We start from the raw sequence: 26,908 nt of genomic DNA on the forward strand, positions 1-26,908 counted from the left end.
TATGTCGGACCTCAAGATCACCAATCTCCACAAGCATTATGGCGCCTTCCATGCGGTGAAGGGCGTTAGCCTCGAAGTGCCCTCGGGCGAGTTCACCGTGCTCGTGGGTCCCTCGGGCTGCGGCAAGTCCACACTTCTCCGCACCATCGCGGGGCTTGAAGAAGCAAGCTCCGGCAAGGTCGAGATCGGCGGCGAAGACGTGACCTGGGCAAGACCCCGAGACCGCAACATCGCCATGGTGTTCCAGAATTACGCGCTCTACCCCTATCTCAATGTGAAGGACAATATTGCCTTCGGTCTCCGCGCACGGAAATCGCCCGAAGCCGAGGTCGAGAAACGGGTGGCCCGGGCCGCTGAGATGCTGGGCATCGGCCACCTTTTGAAGCGCTTCCCGCGTGAGCTTTCGGGCGGCCAGCGCCAGCGCGTGGCCATTGGCCGGGCCATCGTGCGCGATGCAATCCTCTATCTCTTTGATGAGCCGCTCTCGAACCTCGATGCGCAGCTCCGCGATGACATGCGGGTCGAGATCAAGCGGCTCCACCAGGAGCTGGGCCGGACCATGATCTATGTGACGCATGACCAGATCGAGGCGATGACATTGGCGGACCGCATCGTGCTGCTGCGCGACGGGGTGATCGAGCAGCTGGGCTCGCCGTTGGACCTGTTCGAGCGGCCCAATTCGCGCTTCGTCGCGGGCTTTCTCGGCAGCCCCAAGATGAACTTCATTCCGGCCACGCTCGGCGAGAATGGCCTTGTGCTGCAGGATGGAACGGCCCTCGCGCTTCCGGGCCGCAGCGGGCTCAAGGCCGGCACAGCCGTGATCCTCGGCCTGCGCCCGCAATACATCTCCATGGCCGGCGCGGCGTTAAGCCCCGGCCATGCCCGCGTGCCCGTCACCATCGAACTCGTGCAGCCCACGGGCTCCCGCGTGCAAGCCACCATGCCGCTGGGCGGCAGCTCCATCATCGCGGAACTGGCCGCGCATGACGTGTCACGCCCCGGCGAGCGGACAGAGATTGACATTGATATGACGCGTGCCGTCATTATCGATCCCACCACCGAACAAGTCATCTGACGTCACTGGGAGGCAGACCATGGCAAAGAGCGCCCTCACCCGCGCCGTAAAGCTCACCGGAACCGATGTGCCGGAGGGAAAGCGCCGCATTCTCGAGGCAGGCCCCCTCACCGCCATGTTCGACAACGGTGCCATCCGCTACATCCGCTTCAAGGGCGCGGAAGTGCTGCGCGGCATCGCCTTTCTGGTGCGGGACAAGGAGTGGGGAACTTACACCCCGGCGATCGAGAATCTGAAACTCCGCCAGGGCAAGGACAGCTTCACCATCAGTTACACCGCCACCACCAGGGACAAGACGCAAGGCCTGCGGTATGCCGCGAAAATCGAGGCGAAGTCCAATGGCACGCTGGTCTTCTCCGCCACCGGAACGCCGCTCACGGATTTCATCACCAACCGGACAGGCTTCGTGGTGCTCCACCCGCTCAATGGCGTGGTGGGGGAGCCGCTCGAGATCATCCATACCGATGGCAAGAAGAAGAAGGGCCGCTTCCCCAAATTCATCAGCCCCGGTCAACCTTTTTTCGAGATCCGCTCCATGAAGCATGAGGTGACGCCCGGCGTCACCGCCACGGTGCTGATGGAGGGCAACAAATTCGAGATGGAGGACCACCGCAACTGGATGGATGCGTCCTACAAAACCTATGTCTGCTCCCTGCTGGACCCCTGGCCCTATACGCTGAAGAAGGGAGAGCCCTTCACCCAGTCGATCAGCGTCACCATTGAGGGGAAGCCCACGGCGAAGAAGAGCGCGCGCAAGGGCTCCGGCATCAGCGTTGACGTAGGCGGCGTCAAGGGCATGATCCCGGCCATCGGCGTCAGCGTGCCCATGGCGGAAGCGGCGCATGCACTGGATAAGGCAGAGCTCATCGCCGGGATGGATGCAAATCACCTCGTCTGCCAGATCGACGGGCGGCAGAAAGGCCAGCGCGAAGCCGCCGCCGCCTTCCGCGAACTTCGCGAGCGGACGGGCGCACTTTCCTTTCTCGAAATCGTGCTGCCGGCAAAAAAGCCCGCCGCCGATGAAGTGGCGGCCATCGCCCGCGAGATCCGCGCGGCGAATTACAAGCCAGACGCCATCGTCATCACCCAGATGCATGATCTTAAATCTTTCCAGCCCAACACGCCCAGGCCCTGGGGCCCCAGCTACGAAGAGATGGCGGCAGCAGCGCGCAAGGAGTTTCCCGATGTCACACTGGGCGGCGGCATGCTGTCCTTCTTCACGGAGCTGAACCGAAAGCCGGTGCCGCAGGGCGTGTTCGACTTCATCACCCACACCGTCTGCCCCATCGTCCACGCAGCGGATGATATTTCGGTGATGGAGACGCTGGAGTCCTTGCCCTCCATCATCGCCTCCACCCGCCATATGATCGGCAAGGCGCCTTATCTGTTGGGCCCCTCTTCCATTGCCTGCCGTGACAATCCTTACGGCGCGGTCGTCTCCCCCAACCCCGGCAATGGCCGGGTCTGCCTCTCGGACATGGACCCGCGGCAGCGCGGGCTTTTCGCAGCAGCGTGGAACCTGGGACTGGTCTCGGCCTTCGCCAAGGGCGGGCTCGATGCGGTGTCGCTGGGTGCTGTCACAGGGCCGCAAGGTGTCATCTACCGCAAGGCGGATTATGCGCAGCCCTGGTTCGATGATGACGCGAAAGCAGAGGTCTATCCAGCTTACCACGTTCTGGCGGGGCTTGCGGCGGCAAGCGGCAACAAGCGGCGCGACGCTGTGTCCTCGGCCCCATCCACCATTGCCGCGCTGGCCTACCGGGCGGAAGGCGGCACGGAGTTGTGGCTCGCCAATCTCTCGCCTGAGGCACAAACAGTAAAGATATCAGGCCTCAAAGGCCCGGCCGAAGTGCATCACCTGTCCGAGGCGACATTCAAGACCCTCGCCACCGATCCTGATATCCTGCGGCGGGATGGCGAGCGCGTCAGGAAACCTTCCTCAGTGGAGCTTGGCCCCTATGCTCTCATTCGTATCAAGGCGGAGTAGAGAATGATCCTGGGCTGCATTGCCGATGATTTCACGGGTGCGACGGACCTTGCCAACACGCTCACCCGCCGCGGCATGCACACGGTGCAAACCATCGGCATTCCGAAGGCAGCCGCACCCGAGGCGGACGCCATCGTGGTGGCATTGAAATCACGCACCATCCCGGCGGCCGAAGCGGTCCAGCAGTCGCTCGATGCGTGCCGCTGGCTTAAAGCCAATGGTGCAAAGCAGATCTTCTTCAAATACTGCTCGACCTTCGATTCAACCGATCAAGGCAATATCGGCCCAGTGGCCGATGCGCTGCTTGACGAGCTTCAATCGCCATTCACCATCGCCTGCCCCGCCTTCCCTGAGAATGGCCGCACCATCTATCTGGGCCATCTCTTCGTCGGGAATGAGCTCCTGTCCGATTCTTCCATGCGCAACCATCCGCTGACGCCGATGAAAGACTCCAATCTCGTCCGCGTGCTTGGGAAGCAGACGCCGCACAAGGTCGGGCTGGTGCCGTGGAAGATCGTGAAGCAGGGCGCGCCTGCAATTGCCGAGGCCTTTGCCGCACTGGAAGCTGAGGGAATCCGCCACGCCATCGTCGATGCGGTGGAAGACAAGGATCTCGAGAATATCGGTGCAGCCTCGTCCGCCCTTGCCCTCATCACCGGCGGCTCCGGCATGGCCATCGGCCTTCCCGCCAATTTTCGCGTGGCGCGGCTCATTCCCAAGCGGGAGGGTGCTTCAGCCGTGCCAAAAATTGGCGGACCCGGCATTGTTCTTTCGGGCTCCTGCTCCGCCGCAACGCTGGGCCAGGTTGCGGCATTCGCGGCCAAGCATCCGGCCCACGCCATCGATCCCGTGGCACTCGCTGCTGCGCCTGAAAAAGCCGTGGCCGAGCTTCTCGGCTGGGCGCGGGAGAAGCTGAAGAAAGGCCCGGCCCTCATCTATGCATCAGCCCCGCCTGAAAGAGTCGCCGCCATTCAGGCGCAGTTAGGACGAGAGCAAGCAGGCACGATGATTGAACACGCCCTTGGCGCCATCGCAAGCGGCCTTGCGGACCAGGGCGTGCGCCGCTTCGTGGTCGCTGGTGGCGAAACCTCCGGAGCGGTCGTCTCCGCCCTGAAAGTTGAGGCGCTCGAAATCGGCCCGCAGATCGCACCAGGCGTTCCGGCCTGCCTCTCCTATGGCAGCCCCCGCTATGCGCTGGCGCTGAAGTCCGGCAATTTCGGCGGGCCTCAATTCTTCACGGAAGCCCTGAAGGCGCTGGCATGACGGAAGCCGAAGCCCGCGACTTCATCTGCGAGATGGGCCGCTCAATGTTCGAGCGCCGCCTCACCTTCGGCTCGTCCGGCAATATCTCAATCAAGATCGCCGATGGCTGGCTGATGACGCCAACTGGCTCATCGCTCGGCCGGCTCGATCCCGCCAGGCTCTCGAAGCTGGATCCCCAGGGCCAGTTGATTGCAGGTGACGCCCCCACCAAGGAAAGCTTCCTGCACCTCGCCATGTATCGTGAGCGCGCCAAGGCAGGTGCTGTCGTCCATCTCCACGCCACCCATTCCGTCGCCGTCTCCTGCCTCGATGGCATCGATCATGAAGACGTGCTGCCACCGATCACCGCTTATTACGTCATGCGCGTCGGCAAGCTGCCGCTCATTCCCTATTATGCACCGGGGGACAAGACTTTGGGCGAAGCCGTGGGACGTGCGGCCGCCAAACATAACGCCGTGCTGCTGGCCAATCACGGCCCGGTGGTCGCGGGCACCAGCCTCTCCGCCGCCGTCGATGCCATTGAGGAATTGGAGGAAACGGCTCGCCTCTACCTCCTGCTGCATGGCCGCCCGACCCGTTACCTCAACCGCGAACACATCGAAGATTTGAAGCGCCGCTTTCCTCCCGAGGGCTGATCACACCCTTTCTTCCGTCATTCCGGCGAATACAAAATGATTCCATCTCGCCCCTCGCGGCTCTAGACTGGCTCCCATGGATATTCTCACTTATTTTGACTTCGAGGACGTGGGCTCACGCCTCGAAGATCTCGAAACTCCAGTGCCCGTGATCGACATTGACAGTGTCGAACGCAATCTCCGCCGCTGGCAAGCGCGCTGCGATGCGCTGGGGCTCTCCAACCGCCCCCACATCAAAACGCACAAGCTGATAGCGCTTGCCAAGGCGCAGCTTGATCTGGGCGCTCACGGCATCACGGTGCAGAAGCTGGGCGAAGCGGAGGTGATGGCGGATGCCGGCATCACCGACATGCTGCTCACCTTCAATGTCGTGGGCCAGCACAAGCTGGAACGTCTCGCCGCGCTCGCCCGGCGCACCGCCATCAAGGTGGTGGCGGACAATGAGGCGGTGCTCGAAGGCCTGTCGCATGCGTCAAGCCTCGCTGGGCGTGAGATCGAAGTTCTGGTCGAATGCGACACGGGTGCGGCCCGCAATGGCGTCCAGACTCCCCAGGCCGCCATTGCCCTGGCGCAGGCCATCGACCGCACACCGGGCCTCATCTTCGGCGGGTTGATGACGCTGCCGAAAAATGGCGCGCGGGACCAGATGGCAAGCTTCCTCGACGCGGCGCGCGATGGCCTGCAGCAGTCAGGGATCGGCGTGCCTGCTGTGTCAGTCGGTGGCACGCCCGACATGTGGAAAGACGATGGCCTCTCCCATGCGAGCGAATACCGCGCGGGCACCTATATCTATAACGACCGCATGCAAATCGCCGCCGGTTCCGCCACGCCCGATGATTGCGCATTGACGGTGCTGTCCACGGTGGTGAGCGTGCCCACGGGTGACCGCGCGATGATCGATGCCGGTTCCAAATCCCTGACCAGCGATCTCGTGGGCCTCGAAGGCTATGGCGAGGTGCGCGCCCTCTCCGGCGCCCGCGTCTACAACATGTCGGAGGAGCACGGCTTTCTCGATATCTCGCGGGTGAACGACAAGCCGAGGGTGGGCGCCCTCCTCCGCATCACGCCCAATCATGTGTGCCCGGTGACGAACCTGTTCGACAAGGTCGTTTTCGTGCGCGGCAGCGAGGTCCTGGGCGCGGTGAAGGTCGATGCGCGGGGCACGGTGCAATAGGGCCATCATCCCAGCACGAAACTGCCCTTCGCCTCCCCCACCGCTCCCGTGATCGCGGCATAAACCTCCGCCACCCGGCGGGTGTCATGCGTGTCGGGGTGGGACATCAGCCAGTAGGTGCGGGTGAAGCGCAACTCCGGCAGCAGCCGCCGCAGTTCGGGAAACTGCAGTGCTGCATAATCATGGAGGATGCCGATGCCGTGCCCGGCGCGAACGGCTTCCATCTGCGCCACCACGCTGCCGCACTCATAGTGCCGCTTCATCCGGCGCCCAAGCTCAACCGCATAGTCGAGGGCGCGCGAATAGACGAAATCCTCGACATGGGTGACGAAGAGATGGCCGTCTAAGTCTTCCACCGCCGCAATCGGCCCGTGCCGGTCAAGATAGGACCGGGCGGAATAGACGCTCAGCGAATAATCGGTGAGCTTGCGTATTATGAGGCGGCCCTGCTTCGGGCGGTCCAACGTCACCACAATGTCGGCCTCACGCCGGGAGAGTGAGAAGGTGCGCGGCAGCGGCACCAGCTGAATCGTCAGCTCCGGGTGCCGCTCCGCCAAGGCACCCAGCGTGCGGGAGAGAAAGTAATTGCCCAGGCCATCGGGTGCGCCGACCCGCACTGTGCCCGTCAGCGCCTCCGTCACGCCCGAAATGCGCGTGCCCGCCTGAAGAAGCTCGGATTCGACCTTCTCGGCACTGTGCATCAGAACTTCGCCGGCCTGCGTCAGCACGCAGCCGCTGGTCTGCCGCTCCACCAGGGGCGTGCCGATCTCCTCCTCGAGTGCGCTCAGCTGGCGGCCCACCGTGGCATGGTTCAGCCCCAGGTTCCGGGCAGCACCAAGGATCTGGCCCGAACGGGCGACGGCGAGGAAAATGCGGATGCGGTCCCAATCCATGCGCTTACTTTAATTTCTGCACATTCAGAGCGCAATACTGATCGTTGCTGTGCAAAATTGAAGCGCGCATAGGGTGGCCAGCATTCCAGGAGGATTTCCCATGGCGAAGACCATTCCCCACCACATCGGCGGCCAGCAGCTTGCGGGCCAGGGCCGCACCGCAGCCGTGTTCAACCCGGCCACGGGCGAGCAGACGGGTTCCGTCTCGCTGGCCTCCACGGCGGAGGTGAACGCTGCCACCGCCATTGCCCGCAAGGCCTTCCCTGGCTGGGCCGCAACGCCGCCGCTTCGCCGGGCGCGCATCCTCAACAAATTCCTGCGCATTCTGGAAGAGCGCACGGATGAGCTTGCCGCCGTCATCACCGCCGAGCATGGCAAGGTCCTGTCGGACGCCAAGGGCGAGATCCAGCGCGGCATGGAGGTCGTCGAATTCGCCACCGCCGCGCCGCAGCTCCTCAAAGGCGAGGTGACCGAGAATGTCGGAACCCGGGTTGACAGCCATTCGCTGCGCCAGCCGCTGGGTGTCGTCGCCGGCATCACGCCGTTCAACTTCCCGGCCATGGTGCCGATGTGGATGTTCCCCGTCGCACTTGCCGCCGGCAATTGCTTCATTCTGAAGCCGTCCGAGCGTGACCCTTCGGCCGCGCTGCTCCTTGCCGCATGGCTCGAAGAGGCGGGGCTGCCGCCCGGCGTGTTCAACGTCGTCCAGGGTGACAAGGAAGCCGTCGACGCCCTTCTCCATTCGCCGGACATTCAGGCTATCAGCTTCGTGGGCTCCACTCCCATCGCGCGCTACATCTATGAAACGGCGGCCCGCACCGGCAAGCGCTGCCAGGCGCTGGGTGGTGCCAAGAACCACATGATCATCATGCCGGACGCGGACATGGACCAGGCAGTCGATGCACTGATGGGTGCGGCCTATGGCTCTGCCGGTGAACGCTGCATGGCGATCTCCGTTGCCGTGCCCGTGGGCAAGAAGACAGCGGATGCGCTGATGGCCAAGCTCGAGCCCAAGGTGCGCGCCTTGAAGGTGGGCCCCGGCAAGGATCCCGAGGCCGAAATGGGGCCCCTCGTCACCAAGCAGCACCAGGACAAGGTCAAGGGCTATATCGATGCCGGCGTGGCGGAGGGAGCCTCGCTCGTGGTCGATGGCCGCGGCCTCAAGCTCCAGGGCTATGAGAACGGCTATTTCGTCGGCGGCACGCTGTTTGACAATGTGACGCCGGACATGAAGATCTACAAGGAAGAGATCTTCGGCCCCGTGCTCTCCGTCGTCCGCGCCAATGACTATTCGGAGGCAGCCGAGATGATCAACGCGCATGAGTTCGGCAATGGCACCGCCATCTTCACGCGGGACGGCGATGCCGCGCGCGAATTCGCGCATCAGATACAGGTGGGCATGGTCGGCATCAATGTGCCGATCCCAGTGCCGATGGCCTTTCATTCCTTCGGCGGCTGGAAGTCGTCGCTCTTCGGCGATCACCACATGCATGGGCCCGAGGGCATCCGCTTCTACACGCGCCTCAAGACCATCACCTCACGCTGGCCCACCGGCATCCGTGCTGGAGCGGATTTCGTGATGCCGACGATGAAGTGATCTCTGCCACGATAATGAAGAAACGGCCGCCGGTGCGCGGCCGTTTCCAATTGTACGTGGCGCGCAGGCTGGGCTAGTTTCAACAACACATTCACCGGGAGGGCACATGAGCATCGGGGTCGGCATCATCGGGGCAGGCGTCATGGGGGCAGACCATGCGCGGATCATTGCGGGCCAAGTCGCTGGTGCGCATCTGGTGGCGATTTCCGATGCCGATGAAGCCCGCGCCAAGGCCGTTGCCCAGGAAACCGGCGCAAAGCGGGGCGTAAACGATCCACTGGGCGTCATCCATGATCCCGCCGTCGGCGCCGTGCTCATTGCGTCCCCCGATTCGACCCATGCCGATTTCGCCATCGCCTGCATCAAGGCCGGAAAGCCCGTGCTGTGCGAGAAGCCGCTCGCACCGACGGCCGCTGAAGGCCTGCGCGTTGTGGAGGCGGAACTCTCCGCGGGCCGCCGCTTCGTGCAGCTGGGCTTCATGCGCCGCTTCGACCCCGGCTACACGGAAATGAAAAGCCTCCTCAATTCCGGCGCCTATGGAGAGGCGTTGGCCTTCCACTGCATTCACCGCAACGCCACGGCCCCTGCACACTTCGATTCAGCTGCGGCCATCGTGAATTCCTGCGTTCATGAAGTGGATATCTCACGCTTCGTGCTCTCGGCGGAGCTCTCCGCGGTGCGCGTGATCAAGGCCAAGCGCTCCAAGCTCGCGCATTTCGACGATCCGATGCTCGTTGTGTTCGAGACGGACAAGGGCCAGCTCGTCGATGTGGAACTCTTCCTCAACGCGCAATATGGCTATGACGTGAAGGGTGAGCTCATCTGCGAAACGGGCACCATCTCGTTTGGCCCCACCAGCAACACGGAAATCCGCAGCGCCGGCGTCACCGCCACCAGCCTCGCCCCGGACTGGCGTCCCCGCTTCGCCGCCGCCTACCGCATCCAGAACCAGGCCTGGATCAGATCAATCGTGACGGGCCAGCCAGCCGGTTCCAGCGTGTGGGACGGTTATGTGGCAACGACAGTAACCGATGCGGGCGTCAAAGCGCTGCACACCGGCGAGACGGTCGCGATCGCCTATGAAAAGCGGCCGGGGCTTTACAGCTAGAGATACTTATAGCGCCGTCTTTCCGGCGAAGGCCGGAATCCCGCTTTCTTTATGCCTCCTGCGGAGGCGGAAGCGGGACCCCAGCCTTCGCTGGGGTGACGGATCATGTTATGCCCCTCACGGCAGATTATCCCGCAGGAAAATATCGATCCTGATCCGCTCCTGCGCTTCGATCAGCGGCACATTATCCGCCTTGGCGATCAGCACGCGGATGGCGCTGCGGACTTCATGGCCGGGGTCCTGGTTGATCACCGCATCGAGCGTGCCGCGGATCAGCGCCTTGCGGTTGGTATCGCTCAGATCATGCGCCAGCAGCACCACTTCCTTGGCGCGGCCAGAGGCTTCCAGTGCGGAGACGATGCCGCGCGTGCCGCCGCCCACATTGTAGATGCCCAGAAGATCGGGCTGCTCTGACAGAAGCTGCGCCGTCATCTCCTCCAGCTTGCGCCAGTCGTCGCGCGATTCGCGCACCGGCAGCACATGCAGGTTCGGATATTCATGGGCCAGCACCTGCTCGAAGCCGAATTGCCGCTCGATGTGGTCGCGCAGCGCCAGCGAACCCGCGATCAGCCCCACCTTGCCGGAAAGCCCGCGCAGGAAGCGCCCCATCAGGCTGGCGGCGGTCCTGCCCGCAGAGGAATTGTCGATTCCGGCATAATGCACACGCTTCGAGCCCGGAACGTCAGAAACCAGCGTCACCACCGTCACGCCCCGCGCAGCGAGCGCATTGATCGCCTCGCGCACCGCCGGGTGGTCGAGCGCCACGACCGCCACCCCATCATGCACGTCACCGATCGAATCGAGCGTTGCGGCGAGCAATTCGCCATCAAACACGTCAACGCGCTTCACGGTGATCGCCACACGCTCGCCCTGCATCCGGTCGGCCATGGTGCGCACCTCTTCATTGATGCGCTCCCAGAATTCGCCCGCACGGTCCGGCAGCACGAAGCAGAAGCGGTATTCGCGCGAGCGGGCGAGGCGGGCGGCAATGCGGTCCGGCTGGTAATTCAAGTCCCTGATGGCGGTTTCAACCTTGCTGACCGTCACCGTGCGCACGCCGGGCCTGCGGTTCAGCACCCGGTCCACAGTCGCCACGCTCACACCGGCCACGCGGGCCACATCCTGGATTGTCACTTTCGCCATGAGGGGATTGATAGGGGCAAGCCGCCATTTCTGCAACACGCCCCTCACGCGGCAGATGCGAATGCCTCTTGAAAGGTATCAAGGCCCGGCTTAACCAAACGCCATGACACGCCAAGCAAAACTCGCCGCGGATATTGGCGGCACCTTCACCGACATTGTGCTCGAAAATGGCTCCAAACGCTGGAGTGGCAAGGTTCTCACCACCACCCATGCGCCCGAGCTAGGCGTGATCGAGGGCATTCATGTGGTGCTGGAGGCTTCGGGTCTCAAACCTGAGGATATCGCCGTTTTCATCCACGGCACCACGCTTGCCACCAATGCGCTGATTGAGCGCAAGGGTGCGAAGACCGCTTTCATCACCACCCAAGGCTTCCGGGACATTATCGAGCAGGGCTATGAGAAGCGTTTCGACCACTATGATCTGATGATCGACCGGCCGGTGCCGCTGGTGCCGCGCACCCTGCGCTTGGAAGTGAAGGAGCGCCTGTCGGCTGAAGGCGAGGTGCTGGTGCCCCTGGACGAAAGCGCCATCAAGTCCCTCGCCAGAACCATCATTGCAGAGGATGTCACCTCCGTCGCCATCGGCTTCCTGCACGCCTATGCGCATGACCACCATGAAACCCGTGTCCGGGCGCTTCTCGCAAAGCACTTGCCGGACACGGTCACCATCTGCATCTCAAGCGAAGTTGCGCCCGAGATCCGCGAATATGAGCGTTTCTCGACGACGGTGGCCAATGCCTATGTCCGGCCGCTGATGGCGAGTTATCTCTACCGCCTGCGTGACCAGCTGAAGGAGATGAAGCTCACAGCCCCCCTCTTCCTGATGATGTCCGGCGGCGGGTTGACGACACTCGAAACCGCAGCGCGCTTTCCCATTCGCTTGGTGGAATCGGGCCCCGCGGGCGGCGCCATTCTCGCCAGCCAGATCGCGGCGGAGTGTAACCTGCCGCATGTCGTCTCCTTCGACATGGGCGGCACCACCGCGAAGATCTGCCTGCTCGAACATGGAGAGCCCGAACGCGCCCGCAAATTCGAAATCGCGCGCGCCTATCGTGACATGCGGGGCTCCGGAATCCCCGTCCGCATTCCTGTGATCGAGATGGTGGAGATTGGCGCCGGCGGCGGTTCCATCGCGCGCGTTGACAAGCTCTCGCGCATCACCGTGGGGCCAGACAGTGCAGGCTCCACCCCGGGCCCCGTGTGCTACGGCAGAGGCGGTGTTGAACCCGCCGTGACGGATGCCAATCTGGCGCTGGGCAAGATCGATCCTGCCTACTTTGCAGGCGGCAAGATCCAGCTTGATGAGGCCGCAGCGAAGGCCGCCTTGCAGAAGCACATCGGCCAGAAGCTCGGCCTCAAGGAGTACTGGCCGGCGGCCGGCGTCACCGAAATCGTGGAAGAGAACATGGCCAACGCGGCGCGCGTGCACGCAATTGAGCGCGGGCATGACATTGCCGCCTGCACCATGATCGCCTTTGGCGGCGGCGCCCCGCTCCATGCCTGCCGCCTGGCGGAGAAGGTTGGCGTCTCCACCATCATCGTGCCGAAGGGCGCAGGCGTGGGCTCGGCAATCGGCTTCCTGCGCGCGCCCGTTGCTTATGAAATCACCCGCAGCGCGGTCGTCTCGCTTGAGGACTTTAACGCAGCGCGCGTCAATGCCCTCCTCTCCACCATGACGGCCGATGCGCGTGCCGTCGTGGCACCGGCGCTCGGCAGGACGAAGCCCACCGTCCAGATCATCGCCGACTGCCGCTATATCGGCCAGGGTCACGAGATCCGCGTGAGCGTGCCCGTGAAGACGCTGACCAAGGCCGATGGCGCGAAGCTCAAAGCGGAATTCGAGCGGCTTTATGAGCAGGTTTATGGGCTTCGCATTCCGAACCAGGAAGCGGAGGCGATCACCTGGTCCGTCACCGTCTCATCCCAAGCTGTAAAGCCCAAGCGCGCCGCCAAGGCCCCGCGAAAGGCAGCGCCGAAGCCCCGATCGAAACGGCGCATCTATGATCCCGCCTTGGCGAAGCAGGTCGATGCCCCCGTCTACTGGCGCTTTGACATGAAGCCGGGCGCGCAGATCAAGGGCCCCGCCATCATCGCGGAGGATGAGACCTCCACCATCGTCGGCGCAAACTTCAACGCCACCATCAACTCATTGGGTTACATCGTTCTGGAGCGCACGCGATGAGCAAGGATGCCCTGGCCGCCATCCGCACGCAGGTCATGTGGAACCGGCTGATTGCCGTCGTCGAGGAACAGGCGCAGTCGCTCTTGCGCACCGCCTTCGGCACCATCACCCGCGAGGCGGGCGATCTCTCCGCCGGTGTCTATGACACGGACGGAAACATGATCGCCCAGGCGATGACCGGCACGCCCGGCCACGTCAACACCATGGCCACGGCGGTTGCGCATTTCTTCAAGCTCTATCCCCAATCGACCATGAAGCCGGGTGACGTCTTCATCACCAATGACCCGTGGCTCGGCACCGGGCATCTGTTTGATTACGTGATGATGACGCCAGTGTTCCTGGGCAAAAAGCTCGTCGCCTTTTTCGCCTCCACCTGCCACGTGATTGACGTGGGTGGCGTTGGCATGTCCGCCAAGGCCAATTCCTCCTTCGAGGAAGGAACCCTGATTCCGCATCTCAAGATCCGGAAAGAAGGCAAGCTCAATGAAGAGCTCTTGTCGATCATCCTCGCCAATTCGCGCTCGCCCGTGGAAGTGCGCGGCGACATCCTCTCGCTGATCAGCGCCAATGACACAGGCGCGCGCCGCCTCATTGACATGATGAAGGAGTTCAAGCTCGCGTCGCTCGATGCACTTGCGAAGCACATCCTCAAGCAATCGGAAAAGGGTGCGCGTGAGGCGATCAAGGCGCTGCCCGAAGGCGAATGGTCCTATGAAATGCCGCTCGATGGCTATGAGCGCGAGCTGACCCTCAAGTCGAAGCTCATCATCAGGAACGGCAAGATCACGGTTGATTTCTCCGGCTCTTCTCCTGCCTCGCTGTTCGGCATCAACTCTCCCCGCACCTATTCCCATGCCTATGCCGTCTTCGGCCTCAAGGCGGTGATCGCACCCCATGTGCCCAACAACATCGGCTCGCTCTCCTGCTTCGATCTTGTGACCGAGCCCGGCACCATCGTGGACCCGATCAGGCCCTCACCGGTCACCGCGCGCCATGTGATCGGCCAGATGCTGGCGGACAGCGTCTTCGGTTGCCTCGCGCAGGCGCTCCCCGGCACGGTGCAGGCGGAAAGTGCGGGGCCCATCTGGATCCTCTCGCTTTACTCCGCACACGGACGGGTGGCACCAGAGCAGACGGCAAAGGCCAAGCGCTTCGCCGTCATCAACATGGGGCTGGGCGGCATCGGCGGCAGGCCCGGCAAGGACGGTCTCGCCACCACCGCCTTTCCCTCCGGCGTGGGCACCATCCCCGTTGAGGTCACTGAAACGCAGTGCCCGCTCTATTTCAAGCGCAAGCATTACCTCAGCGATTCGGGCGGTGCTGGCCAATGGCGCGGCGGCGCATCTCAAATCATTGAGATCGCCAACCGGGAAGAAGCACCCTTCGCCATTTCCGCCGCCACCTTCGACCGCATCAAGCACCCTGCCCTTGGCCGTGAAGGCGGCGGTGCTGGCTGCAAGGGTGCGGCCCGCAAGGGCTCCGGCCCCATTCTGCCGGACAAGGGCATCCATATCATCGAAACGGGTGACAGCCTGGTCGTCGAACTCCCCGGCGGCGGCGGCTTTGGCAGGCCCGACAAGCGCGATCGTGCTGCGGTGGAGGCTGATATTGCGGCTGGTCTTGTTACGGCCGACGCGGCACGGAAGGATTATGGATGGGAGGGGTGAGGGTTCTATAGCCTCACCACGTCACCGTCTCAGCACCGCCCTCACAGGGCTCGCATCCAGATTGGCGAATTTCAGCGGCATCGCGATCAGCTCATAGTCTCCCGGCTCCACATGGGCGAGAACGAGATTCTCCAATATCCGCATATCGGCAGCCCTGCAGGCCTGATGGGCGTCGAGCGACTTTGAGGTTTCCGGGTCAACCGACGGCGTGTCGATCCCCACCAGCACCACACCCTTCGAGGCCAGCAATTGCACCACCTCTGGCGAAAGCGCCCGGAACCCCGTGGGCCACAGATGGGGGTCAAGTGCCTCCATCAGCCGCAGCAGAATGCGCGGTGGCGCACTCTCCAATGCGTCTGCGATCTCCACTGCCCGGCAAAGCGGGTCCGGCCCCCGCGCATCGATCACTCGGCAGGGGCCGAGATAGGGCTCCAGGGCAAGTGCTGCCACGGCTGCCCCGCCCGCATCATAGTGGAGCGGTGCATCGGCATGGGTGCCGCAATGGGTGGAGAACCCGACGCGGGACACATTCACCGGGCAGCCGGGCCCCATGCGGAAGGTCCAGCCCTCCGCATAGGCCGCATCGCCGGGAAAGCCCGCAATGCCGGGCGACAGCGTCTGCGAGATGTCGATGATCACGTCACGGCCTTCTTCGCCAGAAACTGCGGATGGTCCCATTCGCGCCCGTCTAGAATGCGCGCAAGGATATCAACTGCGTCCCACACATCCGCGAAGCTCGTGTAAAGCGGCGTGAAGCCGAAGCGCATCATGTCCGGGCTGCGGAAATCGCCTACCACATTGGCGGCAATCAGCGCCTGCATCACCGCATAGCCCTGGCCATGGTGGATGGAAACATGCGACCCGCGCAGCTCCATGCTGCGGGGGCCCGCCACCTTCACCCCATGCGCCGCACAGCGCTGTTCCACCAGATCGATGAAGGTCTTGCACAGCGCCAGGGACTTGGCGCGAATGGCGCTCATCTCCACATCGTCCCACACATCGAGGGCTGCATCGAGGGCGGCAAGCGAGAGGATCGGTTGCGTGCCGCACTGGTTGCGGATGATGCCGGGGGCCGGCCGGTAGTCGAGGTCAAAGGCGAAGGGCGCGGCATGGCCCCACCAGCCGGAGAGCGGCGGCTGAACCTTGTCCTGGAGATCGGGCCGGACATAGAGGAAGGCAGGCGCACCCGGTCCCCCATTCAGATATTTATATGTGCAGCCGAGAGCGAAATCGGCACCGCTGCCCGTCAGGTCCACCGGTGTCGCTCCGGCCGAATGCGCGAGATCCCAGATGGTCAGCGCGCCATGGGCATGGGCCTTGGCCGTCACCGCCTTCATGTCATGGAGGCGCGCCGTGCGGTAATCCACCTCGGTGATCATGGTGAAAGCCACTTTACCGTTGATCGCATCCATCACCTCGTCTGGCGCCACCACCTTCAGCTCATAGCCATCGTCCATCAGATCGCGAAAGCCCTGCGCCACATAGAGGTCCGATGGGAAATTGCCACTGTCAGAGAGGATCACCCGGCGTGACGGGTTGAGCTTCGCCGCAGCTCCCAAAAGCTTGAACAGATTGACGGAGATCGTGTCCCCCGCAATCACGCTTGCTGGAGGGGCGCCCACAAGCCGCGCGATCCTGTCTCCCACCTTGCGCGTCAGGTCGAACCAGCCATGCTCATTCCAGGATTTGATGAGGGTTGTGCCCCATTGCTGCTCCGTCACCTCCATCACCCGCGCGGGCACGGCTTTCGGCAAAACGCCCAGCGAATTGCCATCGAGGTAGATGAGCCCTTCCGGAATGAGGAAGGCGGCGCGCTTGCCAGCAAGCGGGTCTCTCGCGTCGAGGGCCTCGCAGTCAGATCGCTTCATCATGTCAGGCTCCATAACGCATGCGATAATCGGCATAGACCGCTTCGAAGCGGCCCAGATATTCTTTTGCATAGACCACATAGTCCACGCCCGGCGCGGCGAGGAAGAGTTCCGAAATCATGCCCCACACGGCCTCGCGCAGCGCGCTTGCGGCCTTCATGGCATGAAAGGCGCGCCACAGCGCTTCCTCTGGCGCGCGGTCGAAATAGCGCTCGAGGATCAGCGTCTCGCCTGCCGCATCGAAGGAATTGTTTGCGGCAATCGAGGCCAGGTCGAACATGGCCGTGCCGAAGGCGCCATATTCCCAGTCGATGAGCCAGAGCCTCTGTCCGTCATCCATGAAATTGGTGGGCAGAATGTCGTGGTGACCAAAGACGATGGGAAGCGGCAGCTGCGCGGCTTCGAGCCGGTCAACGATCTCCAGCCAGCGCGGAACATCCCCCGCGTGGCGGTGGCCATGGGCGTTCAGCGTATGGCCATAGTCCCGCAGGATCTGGAACACCCAGAAGATTGCGCCCTGCCCCGTGATGCGTGCCCCCATGTCCCGGTGGCAGCGCTTCAGAATATCGACGCAAGCCCCGGCATTGGCCCTCACATCGGCTTCCGCATAGGTGCGGGCGTTGATGTGGCGGAGCACCATCAGCCCGTCCCCGGCAAAGACCATTTCGGGCGAAAGCCCGGCCTCGAAGGCGGCGCGCGAAGCAATCGCCTCACGCGCGCGTGACACCTGGTGGAAGGGATAATCGCCGCCCACGCGTGCGACATAGGCGCCCGCCGAATCGCTCACCTTGAAGCTCGCGTTGCTCACACCGCCTTTGAGCGGCGTGAGGGTGATAGGCCCCTGCCATATGGGCAAGGCCCTAACCCTTGCTTCCGCCGCCCCGCCAATCTGATCGATTTCCGCCCCGTTCATCGCTTTTTCCCAGCGTTTCCCCATGCCGCCCGCGACAATCCACCGCCGCGCGCCCCCAAGTCAACGCCGCCGCGGAGCACTCTCCGGCGCCTGTGCGCCCGCAACATGCGGGGAGACACGCCACGGTGGTTGACCTTGGGGCCCCGGCTGGCCCAAAATGCCCAGCGAAATTCCAAACAGGTGACGTGACATGCAATATGAAGCACCAGAAACGACCAAGGCGGCAGTTGGCCTGCTCGCCAAGGCAAAGGGGAGTGCCTATGTGCTCGCGGGAGGGTCTGACCTTCTTGTGCGCATGAAGGGCGGTTTCGTCGAACCGGATCTCGTGGTCGACATCAAACGCATCAAGCCGATGCGCGAAATCAAGAAGTCCGCCACGGGCTTCGTGATCGGTGCTGCAGTCTCCTGCGCCGAGATGAACGAGAACAAGGCCCTGGTGAAGGCCTGGCCGGGCGTCGTCGAGGCCGCAGGCCTCATCGGCTCCAAGCAGGTGCAGAGCCGTTGCACCGTGGCCGGCAATCTGTGCAATTCCTCACCCGCCGCTGACAGCGTGCCCGCCCTTGTGGCGGCCGGCGCCAAGGCCGTGATCCAGGGGCCCAAGGGCAAGCGCATGCTTCCCGTGGAACAGGTCCCCGTCAGCCCCGGCCGCAATGCGCTAAAGAAGGGCGAGCTCATCGAATCGATCGTGCTTCCGGCGCGGAAGCCCCGTTCGGGTGATGCCTATCTGCGCTTCATCCCGCGCACCGAGATGGATATCGCGGTGGTGAGCGCCGGCGTGAACCTGACGATCGATGCCAAGGGCGTCGTCACCGCGGCGCGCGTGTCGCTGGGTGCCGTTGCGCCCACAGTGCTGCTGGTTACGGCTGCCGCCAAGGCCATCATCGGCACCAAGCTCGATGAAGCCGCGCTGGAAAAGCTGGGCCAGGCGGCATCTGCTGCCTGCAGCCCCATTGATGACAAGCGCGGCACTGTGGAGTTCCGCACCAAGGTTGCCGCCGTTCTGGCAAAGCGCGCCGCGAAGATCGCGTACAGCCGCGCAGGAGGAAAATAACAATGGCCGTTCTCGTTTCCACCACCATCAACGGCGATCCCGTCGAATTCGCCTGCGAGCCCAATGAATCGCTGCTGGACGTGCTGCGAAATCGGCTGGGCCTCACCGGCGCCAAGGAAGGCTGCGGCACGGGCGACTGCGGCGCCTGTTCGATTCAGGTTGATGGCCGCGTCGTCTGCTCCTGCCTGGTTCTGGGCGTTGAGGCCGAAGGCCGTGACCTCGAAACCGTGGAAGGCTTGGCCCAGGGGCCAGAGCTTCACCCGCTGCAGACCAAGTTCCTCGAGCACGCGGCACTCCAGTGCGGCGTGTGCACACCGGGCTTCCTGATGGCCGCCAAGGCGCTTCTGGAAAAGAACCCGGATCCGTCCGAAGAAGAAATCCGTTTCGGTCTCGCGGGCAATCTCTGCCGCTGCACCGGTTATGACAAGATCGTGCGCGCCGTCCAGGACGCCGCCAAAGTAATGAGGGCTTGACCATGACTGCTTCCGAAAGCTCGACCGCCCATCCCTTCGAGGATGCGCCCAAGCATGTGACCCCCACAGTGGTTCACGATCCAGTTCTCACCAAGACGGACTTCAAGTCCGTCGGCACCCGCCCGCTCCGCCCCGATGGGCTGGACAAGGTCACGGGCCGCGCGCGCTATGGCGCGGACTTCAACATGCCGGGCCAGCTCATTGGCCTCGTTCTGCGCAGCCCCCATGCGCACGCCCGGATCAAGAAGATCGACACCTCGAAGGCTGAGAAGCTCGCGGGCGTCAAGGCCGTCATCACCTCGGCCGATCTTCCCGACAACACCAATGGCGACCAGTCGATGTATGACATCCTGGAAAACTGCATGGCGCGCGGCAAGGCCATGTATGACGGCCATGCGGTTGCAGCCGTCGCCGCAGTTGATGCGGCCATCGCCCGCCAGGCCTTGAAGCTCATCAAGGTCGAGTATGAAGTTCTTCCCCACGTGACGGACGTCGATGAGGCGGTGAAGCCCTCAGCGCCCGTGCTGAACCCCAAGATCTTCACCGAAGGGGTTGAGCCCAAGCCGAAGAAGGCTTCGAACATCGCCAAGCGCAGCGAGTTCGGCCATGGCGATGTCGAGGCCGGCTTCAAGGACGCCGACGTCATCGTCGAACGCAGCTTCAAGACGGAGCAGACGCACCAGGGCTATATCGAGCCTCATGCCTGCGTGGCGAGCGTTTCGCCTGATGGCACGGGCGAACTCTGGGTCTGCACGCAAGGCCACTTCGTCTACCGCAATCACTGCGCCATGCTGCTCGGCATGGATGTCTCCAAGCTGCGCGTCACCTCGTCCGAAATCGGCGGCGGCTTCGGCGGCAAGACGCATGTGTGGGCGGAGCCGGTGGCGCTGGCGCTTTCGCGCAAGGCCAACCGTCCGGTGAAGCTCACCATGACGCGCGATGAAGTGTTCCGCGCGAGCGGCCCCACCTCCGCCACCTCGATTGACGTCCGCATCGGCGCCAAGAAGGACGGCACCATCGTTGCCGCTGATGCCACGCTGCGCTTCTCCAACGGCCCGTACTACGGCATGTGGGCCGAGCTTGGCGCGATGACGGCCTTCGCCTGCTACGATCTGAAGAACGTCCGCACCGTGGGCTATGAGGTGTTCGTGAACCGCCCGAAGACGGCGGCTTACCGTGCACCGTCCGCTCCCATGGCGGCCTTCGCGGTCGAGAGCGTCATTGACGAGCTCGCCCACAAGATCGGCATGAATGAAGTGGACTTCCGCATCAAGAATGCCGCGAAGCAGGGTACCAAGTCCTCCTACGGCCCGGTCTATGGCCCGATCGGCATCGGGCCCACGCTGGAAGCCGCCAAGAAGCATCCGCACATGAAGGCGCCCCTGGGCAAGAACCAGGGCCGCGGCATGGCCTGCGGCTTCTGGTTCAACTTCGGCGGCCAGACCTGCACGGACATCAATGTGAGCCCGGACGGCTCGGTCACGCTCACCGTCGGCACGGTGGACGTGGGCGGATCGCGCGCCTCTCTCGCCCTCTGCGTGGCGGAAGAGCTGGGCATTCCCTACGAGCATGTGAAGTGCCTCGTGGCGGATACCGGCACGCTCGGCCACAATGACATGACGGACGGCAGCCGCGGCACTTTCTCCTCCTCCATGGCCGGCATCTTCGCCGCCCGCAACGCAGTCACCGTGCTGCGTGAGCGCGCCGCCAAGCTGTGGGAAATTCCGGTGGAAGACGTCGTCTGGGAAGCGGGCCACGCCAAGGCGGTCGGCAAGCAGTACGGCAATCTGGCACCGCTCTCCATCAAGGAGATCGCAGCGTCTGCCGGCAACACCGGCGGCCCCATTGCGGGCCACTCCGAGATCGTCGCCGATGGTGCGGGCGTTTCTTTCGCCACCCACATCGCTGACGTCGAGGTCGATCCTGAAACCGGCCGCTCCAAGATCGTGCGCTACACGGTCATCCAGGATGCCGGCAAGGCCGTGCACCCGACCTATGTCGAAGGCCAGTATCAGGGCGGTGCCGCACAGGGCATCGGCTGGGCGCTGAACGAGGAATACATCTACGGCAAGGATGGGCGGCTCCAGAATCCGGGCTTCCTCGACTACCGCATCCCGGTGTGCTCCGACCTGCCGATGATCGACACGCAGATCCTCGAGATCCCCAACCCCAACCACCCCTATGGCGTGCGCGGCGTTGGCGAAACCTCGATCGTTCCGCCGCTCGCCGCCATCGCCAACGCCATGTCGAACGCCTTCGGCGTCCGGATGACGCATGTTCCCATGTCGCCCCCGCGCGTCCTCAAGGCGCTCGAGGCGGCCAACAAGGCCTGAGTTTGGCCGAGATACACCTTTGGGGGGCGCTCCGTCCGGCAGCGGACGGAGCGTCCGTCATTCACGTTGAGGCCTCGACCATCCGGGAGCTGTTCCGGAAGATCGAGGAAGCCTACCCCGGCATGGCCCCTCACATTGCCCGCGGCGTCGCCGTCTCGATCAACGGCCGCATCTACCGGGACAGCTGGCAGACGGAACTGCCGGAGGGAGCGGAAATCTATCTCCTGCCCCGGATACAGGGCGGCTGAATCCATACTTAGAGCCCCGGGCGGTCACGTGAGATCAGCTCCCAACGCACACCGTCATGCCAGCGCAAGCTGGCATCCCGCTATGTGTCAGCATGCGGGGCAAGCAAAGCGGGATCCTAGCCTGCACTGGGATGACACGCGGAGGGAGCAGGATTTCACCTGACCGCCCGGTGCTCTCACCCGCGCCAGATCATGTGCTTGAGCAAGATGTAGTCGTAAAAGAGGTTTCCACTTTTGCGTGCCCTGCTCTAGCATTTCCGTCCAGTTTGGGGGGAACGGCATGGACGTGATGCAGCGGATTGAGCTGGGCGAGCTCGCCACACTTCTGGTGGGGCTGGTGGCGCTTTTTGCCGGGCGGTGGCTGCGCCAATCCGTGCCTTTGCTGCGCCGCCTGGACATGCCGAATGCCGTGGTGGGGGCGATGCTCGTCGCGGTGGCCGTTCTGCTGCTGCAGCTTACCGCCCACATTGACATAGCGTTTGGCCAGCGCACGCGTGATGCGCTGCTGCTGGTGTTTTTCACCTCGATTGGCCTCTCCGCCAAGCTTTCCGCGCTGCGGAGTGGGGGAATTCCGCTCATCATCCTCTGTGCGGTCACTGTGCTGGTGCTCGCGGTGCAGAACGCGTCTGGCGCGATGCTGGCCTGGGCGTGGGGGGCGCACCCTGCCTATGGCATTCTCGCAGGCTCGCTCTCTTTCGTCGGCGGGCCCGGCACCGCCATGGCCTGGGCGCGTGAGTTGCAATCCCAAGGGCTGATGCATGCCCAAGTCGTCGCCATTGGCGCTGCGACACTCGCCACTATTGCGGGCGCGCTGGTGTCAGGGCCCGTCACCGGGTGGATCGTGCAGCGCCACAAGCTGCACAGCAAAAGCGGCGGCCCGACGGAATTGAGTTTCGCGCCCCCTTCTCCCAAGCTGGAAGCGAAGCCTGCGGAGGGCGGGCGGACGGAGAGCTTGCTGTCCACTGTCTTCCTGATCGCACTGGCTGTCATGCTGGGCGAAAAGCTCAATGTCTTCGCGGCTCAGGCGGGGTTGCTGCTGCCTGGCTTCCTCTCCGCCATGATTGCCGGCGTAATCATCACCAATAGCGCGGATGCGCTGGGCCGCACGCTCGACTTTGCCCCCATCGAACAGGGCGGCGCACTGGCCCTCCAGCTCTTTCTGGTGATCGCGCTGATGTCAACGCCGCTCATCTCTGTTGCCGCCATCCTCGTGCCACTGATGTTGAATGTGGCGATCCAGGTGATGGTGACGGTGCTAATCGCCTATTTCGTGCTGTTCCGGCTGCTGGGGCGGGATTATGACGCGGCCGTGACGGCCGGTGGTTTCCTGGGCTTCGGCCTCGCCTCCATGCCGGTTGCCATGGCCACCATGGATGAAGTTGGCCGCCGCTACGGGCCCTCGCCCAAGGCCTTCCTGCTGATCACCATGGCAGGCTCCTTCTTTGTGGATCTCGCCAACGCCTTTGTGGCCAAAGCCTTTCTTGCTCTTCCTGGCTTCGCGCTGGTACCCGGCGGGTGATCTCAAATCGTAACGGCTTTTATTACTATTGAATTCCGCCCCAGAAAGCCCGATATGCGGGTCGCCGGAGCATCCGCTCCCCAACCGAATACCGCCACGATCTGGCGTGCTGGACCAAGCCGATGAACCTCAAGGGCTTCCACCACCTCACCGCCGTCACCGCCGATGCGCCGGGGAACCATCATTTCTATACCAAGAACCTGGGCCTGCGCCTGGTCAAGAAGACGGTCAACCAGGACGATACGTCCGCCTATCACCTGTTCTACGCCGATGGCGCGGGCTCGCCCGGAACGGACATCACCTTTTTCGATTGGCCCGTAGGGCGCGAACGCCGTGGCACGCATTCGGTCACCCGCACGGGCTTCCGCGTGGCAGGCGAGGAGAGCCTCAACTGGTGGCAGAAGCGCCTTGCGGCTGAAGGAATTGCGCATGAGAAGATCGCGGAGCAGGCGGGCCGCCTGACTCTGAACTTCGAGGATCCCGAAGGCCAGCGCCTGGCATTGGTCGCGGACAGCGAAGGCGAGGCGCATCCGTGGGACCAGAGCCCAGTTCCGGCGGAGCATCAGATCCGCGGCCTCGGCCCCATCACCATGAGCGTTCCGGACCTCCGCCATACGGATGTTCTGCTCACCAAGCTGATGAACATGGTGCCCACCGGAAGCTTCGCCGGCACACATGTCTACAAGATGGGCGCACCGGGTGCCGTGGGAGAGCTGCATGTGACGGTTGATCCCACGCTGCCGCCGGCCCAGCAGGGGGCGGGCTCCGTTCATCACGTGGCCTTCAATATTCCGTATGCGGATTATGAAGCCTGGGCGGACCGCCTGCGCTCCATGAAGGTTCCGAATTCGGGGCCTGTCGACCGCTTCTGGTTCAAGAGCCTCTATTTCCGGGAGCCCAATGGCGTTCTCTTCGAACTCGCCACGGACGCTCCGGGCTTCGCGACGGATGAGCCGATGGACAAGCTGGGCACCACCCTCTCGCTGCCGCCCTTCCTCGAAGGAAGGCGCGCGCAGATCGAGGCGGGGCTGAAGAAGCTGTAAGAAAAACATCAGCAGCAAGCTCAGCATATCAGGGCTCCTCCCTCTCCACACTCGTCATGCCCGGGCTTGGCCCGGGCATTCTTTTTTCCACCGCCACCATAGAAAATGGCCGGGTCCACCCCGGCCATGACGATGAGGTAAACCTGTCAGATGATGCCCCCTTATAGCCGAAGGAGCGCGCGCTGTCAAGGACTAAATTCTTGTTATAGGAAATCGCACTAGGGGTTTCCCAGCTCGCTCACACCGCGCTCCACTGCGCCTCATCCTCGTCATAGGCGTGAAGCTCGCCCATGGAGATGTCGAACCACACGCCGTGGAGCGAGATCTCGCGCTTGTTTTCCTTGATGCGGATCCAGGGGAAGGTCCGCAGATTGGCGAGCGAATGCTCGATCGAGGCGCGCTCGATGTGGCGTTCGTGGAGTGCCTCGTCGCAGCCCTCCTCGCGCGGCACGATGCGGGTCACGTCCTTGATGGCGCGCATCCAGCTGCCGATGAAGTCCGTATGCGTCAGCGGCAGTGCGTCCTGCACGGCGGCGCGGATGCCGCCGCAGCGGCCATGGCCCATCACCACGATATGCCGGACACCGATGGACATCACCGCGAATTCGAGTGCGGCCGAGGTCGAATGGTGGCTGCCGTCCGGCGTATAGGGCGGCACCAGATTGGCCACATTGCGGACCACGAACATTTCGCCTGGCCCCGCATCGAAAATCGTCTCAGGCGCGGCCCGCGAGTCGCAGCAGGCGATGATCATCACCCGCGGCTTCTGCGATCCTTCGCCCAGCCGCATGTAACGCTCCGCCTCGGAGGCATAGCGGCCGGAGCGGAAGCTGGCATAGCCATCAAGCAGGATGGGCGGCAGCATGGCGCGGGGCTCGCTCAATCCACCACGCGGACGGCACCTCTGGAGGCAGAGGTGGTGAGCGCCGCATAGGCCTTCAGAGCCGTGGTGATCTTGCGCTTCCGCTGCTCCGTGGGCTTCCATGCCTTGTCGCCCCGGGCCAGCATCGCCTCGCGGCGGCGGGCGATTTCGGCGTCCGGCACGGCGAGGTGGATTGAACGGTTGGGAATGTCGATCTCGATCATGTCGCCCTCCTCCACAAGCGCGATCAGCCCGCCTTCGGCCGCCTCGGGTGACATGTGGCCGATGGAGAGGCCGGAGGTTCCGCCGGAGAAGCGCCCGTCGGTGATCAGCGCACAGGCTTTGCCCAGGCCCTTGGACTTGATGTAGCTCGTGGGATAGAGCATCTCCTGCATGCCGGGGCCGCCGCGCGGGCCTTCATAGCGGATGACGACGACGTCGCCTGCTTCCACGCCGCGGTTCAATATTCCGTGCACGGCGGAATCCTGGCTTTCGAACACCTTGGCCTTGCCGGTGAATTTCAGGATCGAGTCGTCAACGCCCGCCGTCTTCACGATGCAGCCGTCTTCCGCGAGGTTACCGTAGAGCACGGCCAACCCGCCATCCTTCGAGAAGGCATGTTCAACGTCGCGGATGACGCCCGTCTGGCGGTTGAGGTCCAGCTCGTCCCAGCGGCTGGACTGGCTGAAGGCCACCTGCGTGGGAACACCGCCAGGTGCTGCGCGGAAGAATTCGCGCACCGCTTCGGAATTGGTGCGGGCAATATCCCAGCGGTCCAGCGCGTCACCCAGCGTACGGGCATGAACGGTGGGCAGATCGCGGTTGATGAGGCCGCCACGGTCCAGCTCACCCAGTATGGCCATGATGCCGCCGGCGCGGTGCACGTCTTCCATGTGAACGTCGGACTTTGCCGGCGCCACCTTGGAGAGCACGGGCACCCGGCGTGACAGGCGGTCGATATCCTTCATGGTGAAGTCCAGCTCCGCCTCATGGGCGGCGGCCAAAATGTGCAGCACGGTGTTGGTCGAGCCGCCCATGGCGATATCGAGCGTCATGGCATTCTCGAAAGCGCCGAAACCGGCGATGGTGCGCGGCAGAACGCTCTCGTCGTCCTGCTCATAATGCCGCCGCGCCAGATCGACCACCAGATGGCCGGCCTCGACGAACAGTCGCTTGCGGTCCGAATGGGTGGCAAGAGTCGAGCCGTTGCCGGGAAGGGACAAGCCCAAGGCCTCGGTGAGGCAGTTCATCGAGTTGGCCGTGAACATGCCGGAGCAGGAGCCGCAGGTGGGGCATGCGGCGCGCTCGATCGCCTTCACGTCCTCATCGGAGACGCTGTCATCGGCGGCGGCAACCATGGCGTCGACCAGGTCCAGCGCCTTGGTGACGCCGGAGAGCACCACCTTGCCCGCTTCCATGGGCCCGCCCGAAACGAAGACGCAGGGGATATTGAGGCGCAGCGCCGCCATCAGCATGCCGGGGGTGATCTTGTCACAGTTGGAGATGCACACCATCGCATCGGCGCAATGGGCGTTCACCATGTATTCCACGCTGTCGGCGATGATCTCGCGCGAGGGCAGCGAATAGAGCATGCCGTCATGGCCCATGGCGATGCCGTCATCCACCGCGATGGTGTTGAATTCCTTCGCCACGCCACCAGCGTTTTCAACCTCACGGGCGACGAGCTGGCCCAAATCCTTCAGGTGCACATGGCCCGGCACAAACTGGGTGAAGGAGTTGCAAATGGCGATGATGGGCTTGCCGAAATCCTCATCCTTCATGCCCGTGGCGCGCCACAGGCCGCGGGCGCCGGCCATGTTGCGGCCATGTGTGGTGGTGCGGGAGCGGTATTGGGGCATGGAACTGAACCTCAG

At 63.6% G+C, this 26,908-nt stretch carries 22 protein-coding genes; 15 read left to right on the forward strand and 7 right to left on the reverse strand.

Features of this window, described 5'->3' with window-relative positions:
• The first annotated feature begins 1 nt into the window (after nt 1).
• The 5 genes from ACO06F_RS07250 to ACO06F_RS07270 all read left to right on the forward strand — a co-directional run bounded on the left by ACO06F_RS07250 (nt 2) and on the right by ACO06F_RS07270 (nt 6,134).
• Nucleotides 2–1,075, forward strand: a complete 1,074-nt coding sequence (locus ACO06F_RS07250; protein WP_421696018.1) for an ABC transporter ATP-binding protein — start codon at nt 2–4, stop codon at nt 1,073–1,075.
• Nucleotides 1,076–1,094: 19 nt separating this feature from the next.
• Nucleotides 1,095–3,062 (forward strand): hypothetical protein, encoded by a 1,968-nt coding sequence (locus ACO06F_RS07255; protein WP_421696019.1) that lies wholly within the window; start codon nt 1,095–1,097, stop codon nt 3,060–3,062.
• A 3-nt stretch (nt 3,063–3,065) separates the two neighbouring features.
• A complete protein-coding gene (otnK, locus tag ACO06F_RS07260) occupies nt 3,066–4,325 on the forward strand; it encodes a 3-oxo-tetronate kinase (RefSeq protein ID WP_421696020.1) in 1,260 nt (419 codons plus the stop codon).
• Nucleotides 4,322–4,960, forward strand: a complete 639-nt coding sequence (gene otnC, locus ACO06F_RS07265) for a 3-oxo-tetronate 4-phosphate decarboxylase (RefSeq protein WP_421696021.1) — start codon at nt 4,322–4,324, stop codon at nt 4,958–4,960. Before otnK ends, otnC begins: the two co-directional genes overlap by 4 nt.
• A gap of 76 nt (nt 4,961–5,036) precedes the next feature.
• Nucleotides 5,037–6,134 (forward strand): alanine racemase, encoded by a 1,098-nt coding sequence (locus tag ACO06F_RS07270; protein WP_421696022.1) that lies wholly within the window; start codon nt 5,037–5,039, stop codon nt 6,132–6,134.
• 5 nt (nt 6,135–6,139) lie between these two features.
• Here ACO06F_RS07270 and ACO06F_RS07275 read toward each other — a convergent pair whose 3' ends face one another.
• The gene (locus tag ACO06F_RS07275) at nt 6,140–7,027 is read right to left on the reverse strand and encodes a LysR family transcriptional regulator (protein WP_421696023.1); all 888 of its coding nucleotides are present in this window, start codon (nt 7,025–7,027) and stop codon (nt 6,140–6,142) included.
• Between the two features lie 100 nt (nt 7,028–7,127).
• Between ACO06F_RS07275 and ACO06F_RS07280 the strand changes: the two genes are divergently transcribed.
• On the forward strand, nt 7,128–8,624 hold the full coding sequence (locus ACO06F_RS07280; RefSeq protein WP_421696024.1) for a CoA-acylating methylmalonate-semialdehyde dehydrogenase: 1,497 nt from the start codon (nt 7,128–7,130) through the stop codon (nt 8,622–8,624).
• Between the two features lie 106 nt (nt 8,625–8,730).
• Nucleotides 8,731–9,732: a Gfo/Idh/MocA family oxidoreductase gene (locus ACO06F_RS07285; protein WP_421696025.1), complete on the forward strand. Its 1,002-nt coding sequence runs from the start codon at nt 8,731–8,733 to the stop codon at nt 9,730–9,732.
• A 117-nt stretch (nt 9,733–9,849) separates the two neighbouring features.
• Here ACO06F_RS07285 and ACO06F_RS07290 read toward each other — a convergent pair whose 3' ends face one another.
• Complete coding sequence (locus tag ACO06F_RS07290) at nt 9,850–10,875, reverse strand: LacI family DNA-binding transcriptional regulator (RefSeq protein WP_421696026.1); 1,026 nt, start codon at nt 10,873–10,875, stop codon at nt 9,850–9,852.
• A gap of 103 nt (nt 10,876–10,978) precedes the next feature.
• Between ACO06F_RS07290 and ACO06F_RS07295 the strand changes: the two genes are divergently transcribed.
• Both ACO06F_RS07295 and ACO06F_RS07300 read left to right on the forward strand, forming a co-directional pair.
• A complete protein-coding gene (locus ACO06F_RS07295; RefSeq protein WP_421696027.1) occupies nt 10,979–13,057 on the forward strand; it encodes a hydantoinase/oxoprolinase family protein in 2,079 nt (692 codons plus the stop codon).
• Nucleotides 13,054–14,724 carry a hydantoinase B/oxoprolinase family protein gene (locus tag ACO06F_RS07300; RefSeq protein ID WP_421696028.1) on the forward strand — a complete coding sequence of 557 codons (1,671 nt, stop codon included), beginning with the start codon at nt 13,054–13,056 and terminating at the stop codon, nt 14,722–14,724. The genes ACO06F_RS07295 and ACO06F_RS07300 overlap by 4 nt, the downstream gene beginning before the upstream one ends.
• A 21-nt stretch (nt 14,725–14,745) precedes the next feature.
• Here ACO06F_RS07300 and kynB read toward each other — a convergent pair whose 3' ends face one another.
• The 3 genes from kynB to ACO06F_RS07315 are packed head-to-tail and all read right to left on the reverse strand — an operon-like array spanning nt 14,746 to nt 17,505.
• Nucleotides 14,746–15,363: an arylformamidase gene (kynB, locus tag ACO06F_RS07305; protein WP_421696029.1), complete on the reverse strand. Its 618-nt coding sequence runs from the start codon at nt 15,361–15,363 to the stop codon at nt 14,746–14,748.
• On the reverse strand, nt 15,360–16,595 hold the full coding sequence (gene kynU, locus ACO06F_RS07310; protein ID WP_421696030.1) for a kynureninase: 1,236 nt from the start codon (nt 16,593–16,595) through the stop codon (nt 15,360–15,362). The genes kynB and kynU overlap by 4 nt, the downstream gene beginning before the upstream one ends.
• Nucleotide 16,596: 1 nt before the next feature.
• Complete coding sequence (locus tag ACO06F_RS07315; RefSeq protein WP_421696031.1) at nt 16,597–17,505, reverse strand: phosphotransferase; 909 nt, start codon at nt 17,503–17,505, stop codon at nt 16,597–16,599.
• 190 nt (nt 17,506–17,695) lie between these two features.
• On the opposite strand from ACO06F_RS07315, the gene ACO06F_RS07320 reads away from it, so the two are divergent.
• The 6 genes from ACO06F_RS07320 to ACO06F_RS07345 all read left to right on the forward strand — a co-directional run bounded on the left by ACO06F_RS07320 (nt 17,696) and on the right by ACO06F_RS07345 (nt 24,172).
• Complete coding sequence (locus ACO06F_RS07320) at nt 17,696–18,556, forward strand: FAD binding domain-containing protein (RefSeq protein WP_421696032.1); 861 nt, start codon at nt 17,696–17,698, stop codon at nt 18,554–18,556.
• A gap of 2 nt (nt 18,557–18,558) precedes the next feature.
• Nucleotides 18,559–19,029 (forward strand): (2Fe-2S)-binding protein, encoded by a 471-nt coding sequence (locus ACO06F_RS07325; RefSeq protein WP_421696033.1) that lies wholly within the window; start codon nt 18,559–18,561, stop codon nt 19,027–19,029.
• 2 nt (nt 19,030–19,031) lie between these two features.
• Complete coding sequence (locus ACO06F_RS07330) at nt 19,032–21,362, forward strand: xanthine dehydrogenase family protein molybdopterin-binding subunit (RefSeq protein ID WP_421696034.1); 2,331 nt, start codon at nt 19,032–19,034, stop codon at nt 21,360–21,362.
• A gap of 2 nt (nt 21,363–21,364) precedes the next feature.
• A complete protein-coding gene (locus ACO06F_RS07335) occupies nt 21,365–21,610 on the forward strand; it encodes a MoaD/ThiS family protein (protein ID WP_421696035.1) in 246 nt (81 codons plus the stop codon).
• A gap of 280 nt (nt 21,611–21,890) precedes the next feature.
• Complete coding sequence (gene gltS, locus ACO06F_RS07340) at nt 21,891–23,129, forward strand: sodium/glutamate symporter (RefSeq protein WP_421696036.1); 1,239 nt, start codon at nt 21,891–21,893, stop codon at nt 23,127–23,129.
• A 122-nt stretch (nt 23,130–23,251) separates the two neighbouring features.
• Entirely contained in the window at nt 23,252–24,172 is a 921-nt protein-coding gene (locus ACO06F_RS07345; protein WP_421696037.1) for a ring-cleaving dioxygenase, read from the forward strand.
• Between the two features lie 238 nt (nt 24,173–24,410).
• On the opposite strand, the gene ACO06F_RS07350 is transcribed toward ACO06F_RS07345, so the two are convergent.
• Both ACO06F_RS07350 and ilvD read right to left on the reverse strand, forming a co-directional pair.
• Nucleotides 24,411–25,037 (reverse strand): carbonic anhydrase, encoded by a 627-nt coding sequence (locus ACO06F_RS07350; RefSeq protein ID WP_421696641.1) that lies wholly within the window; start codon nt 25,035–25,037, stop codon nt 24,411–24,413.
• Between the two features lie 14 nt (nt 25,038–25,051).
• The gene (ilvD, locus tag ACO06F_RS07355) at nt 25,052–26,893 is read right to left on the reverse strand and encodes a dihydroxy-acid dehydratase (RefSeq protein WP_421696038.1); all 1,842 of its coding nucleotides are present in this window, start codon (nt 26,891–26,893) and stop codon (nt 25,052–25,054) included.
• Nucleotides 26,894–26,908 lie beyond the last annotated feature (15 nt).

It is taken from the genome of Aestuariivirga sp., from assembly GCF_965227715.1.
In the GTDB taxonomy this organism is placed as follows: domain Bacteria; phylum Pseudomonadota; class Alphaproteobacteria; order Rhizobiales; family Aestuariivirgaceae; genus Aestuariivirga.

Bases quoted from the DNA above. Each gene is read 5' to 3' on its own strand.
- ACO06F_RS07255 (WP_421696019.1), top strand. From the start codon at position 1,095: ATGGCAAAGAGCGCCCTCACCCGCGCCGTAAAGCTCACCGGAACCGAT.
- ACO06F_RS07285 (WP_421696025.1), top strand. From the start codon at position 8,731: ATGAGCATCGGGGTCGGCATCATCGGGGCAGGCGTCATGGGGGCAGAC.
- ACO06F_RS07345 (WP_421696037.1), top strand. From the start codon at position 23,252: ATGAACCTCAAGGGCTTCCACCACCTCACCGCCGTCACCGCCGATGCG.
- ACO06F_RS07350 (WP_421696641.1), bottom strand. From the start codon at position 25,037: ATGCTGCCGCCCATCCTGCTTGATGGCTATGCCAGCTTCCGCTCCGGC.
- otnC (WP_421696021.1), top strand. From the start codon at position 4,322: ATGACGGAAGCCGAAGCCCGCGACTTCATCTGCGAGATGGGCCGCTCA.
- ACO06F_RS07270 (WP_421696022.1), top strand. From the start codon at position 5,037: ATGGATATTCTCACTTATTTTGACTTCGAGGACGTGGGCTCACGCCTC.
- ACO06F_RS07315 (WP_421696031.1), bottom strand. From the start codon at position 17,505: ATGAACGGGGCGGAAATCGATCAGATTGGCGGGGCGGCGGAAGCAAGG.
- ACO06F_RS07300 (WP_421696028.1), top strand. From the start codon at position 13,054: ATGAGCAAGGATGCCCTGGCCGCCATCCGCACGCAGGTCATGTGGAAC.
- ACO06F_RS07295 (WP_421696027.1), top strand. From the start codon at position 10,979: ATGACACGCCAAGCAAAACTCGCCGCGGATATTGGCGGCACCTTCACC.
- otnK (WP_421696020.1), top strand. From the start codon at position 3,066: ATGATCCTGGGCTGCATTGCCGATGATTTCACGGGTGCGACGGACCTT.
- ACO06F_RS07250 (WP_421696018.1), top strand. From the start codon at position 2: ATGTCGGACCTCAAGATCACCAATCTCCACAAGCATTATGGCGCCTTC.
- ACO06F_RS07325 (WP_421696033.1), top strand. From the start codon at position 18,559: ATGGCCGTTCTCGTTTCCACCACCATCAACGGCGATCCCGTCGAATTC.
- gltS (WP_421696036.1), top strand. From the start codon at position 21,891: ATGGACGTGATGCAGCGGATTGAGCTGGGCGAGCTCGCCACACTTCTG.
- ACO06F_RS07330 (WP_421696034.1), top strand. From the start codon at position 19,032: ATGACTGCTTCCGAAAGCTCGACCGCCCATCCCTTCGAGGATGCGCCC.
- ilvD (WP_421696038.1), bottom strand. From the start codon at position 26,893: ATGCCCCAATACCGCTCCCGCACCACCACACATGGCCGCAACATGGCC.
- kynU (WP_421696030.1), bottom strand. From the start codon at position 16,595: ATGATGAAGCGATCTGACTGCGAGGCCCTCGACGCGAGAGACCCGCTT.
- ACO06F_RS07320 (WP_421696032.1), top strand. From the start codon at position 17,696: ATGCAATATGAAGCACCAGAAACGACCAAGGCGGCAGTTGGCCTGCTC.
- ACO06F_RS07275 (WP_421696023.1), bottom strand. From the start codon at position 7,027: ATGGATTGGGACCGCATCCGCATTTTCCTCGCCGTCGCCCGTTCGGGC.
- ACO06F_RS07280 (WP_421696024.1), top strand. From the start codon at position 7,128: ATGGCGAAGACCATTCCCCACCACATCGGCGGCCAGCAGCTTGCGGGC.
- ACO06F_RS07290 (WP_421696026.1), bottom strand. From the start codon at position 10,875: ATGGCGAAAGTGACAATCCAGGATGTGGCCCGCGTGGCCGGTGTGAGC.